This is a genomic window from Oleiphilus sp. HI0043 (assembly GCF_001634935.1).
On the sequence record NZ_LWEY01000968.1, the window covers coordinates 1 to 958 of the forward strand.

General features: G+C 42.0%; 2 protein-coding genes and 1 pseudogene. All 3 read left to right on the forward strand.

What is annotated here, in order from left to right; all coding sequences use genetic code 11:
* A partial coding sequence (locus A3729_RS32825; RefSeq protein ID WP_197475781.1) for a hypothetical protein occupies positions 1-187 on the forward strand: 187 nt, incomplete at its 5' end.
* A 26-nt stretch (positions 188-213) separates the two neighbouring features.
* Positions 214-735, forward strand: coding sequence for a type II secretion system protein GspM (gene gspM / locus A3729_RS10565; RefSeq protein WP_068511054.1), 522 nt, complete (start codon positions 214-216; stop codon positions 733-735).
* 41 nt (positions 736-776) lie between these two features.
* A pseudogene (locus A3729_RS10570) lies at positions 777-958 on the forward strand (hypothetical protein); the annotation flags it as partial.

Genomic DNA, 958 nt, shown 5'->3' on the forward strand with positions numbered 1-958 from the left:
TCAATTTAAAAGCATTAACTATAATCAGCAGCGTGCTGAGTTAGTCTTAGAAATGCAGGCTCAAAGCTTTGATCAGTTAGAGAGTTTAAAAAATGCCATCGTTAGTGCTGGCCTAACGGCGAAGATCAGTTCCGCTGTTCAAGAAAAAGAATATTTTCGCGGCCGTATTAGTGTCGGCGGTGCTTAGTTTAGGTAGTTAAGAGAGATATTGAGATGTTAGAAGCTTTAAAACAGAACTCTGCGCTACTGAATATGCGCAAACAGTATGAGATGCTATCGGCACGTGACCGTTTGGCTCTTAAAGTGCTGCTTGTAGCTCTGAGCTTGGTTATTCTGATCTTTGGCTTAATGAAGCCAGCTTATGAATACAAAAAACAAGCCGAGGCAAAGCTTGAGCAAAATCAGCAATTGCTAGCCTTGGTAAACCAGAATAAAGCCGCACTGAGAAGTCTTGGTCAAAACAATCAAGGCAGTGCTTCCAAAAAAGCATTGAATAGCCAGCAGCTGGTTTCATCGGTTACTAATCTTGCAAAGCAACAGAAAGTGGCACTTAAGCGCTTCGAGCCAAGCGGCGACAATAAGCTAAAAGTTTGGGTGGATGACGCCTCTTTCGATAAGGTAATTTCTTGGTTAAGTCGCTTGAAAAGCTCATTAGGTGTGCGAGTCGAGCAGATTTCCATTGATAAAGATGATGCACCAGGGAAGATCAGCGCCAGAATGACATTGTCTTCATAAGTCTGTAGCGCGATATATTAGTCTAAGAACTAGGGGCACCTATGACAAGAATAACAGAAGAAACCAAAGCAAGAGTTGTTCGACTTGAACCTGGCGCTTTTACCGAAGCTAAAGCAATTCTATATAGAGCTTATAAACATGAGCCTACCTTTAAATACCTATTTGACGCTTCGCGCCCTGGTTATGATCAACGTATCAGGGCAACTATACGAGAGTTAATTAA

Bases quoted from the DNA above. Each gene is read 5' to 3' on its own strand.
- gspM (WP_068511054.1), top strand. From the start codon at position 214: ATGTTAGAAGCTTTAAAACAGAACTCTGCGCTACTGAATATGCGCAAA.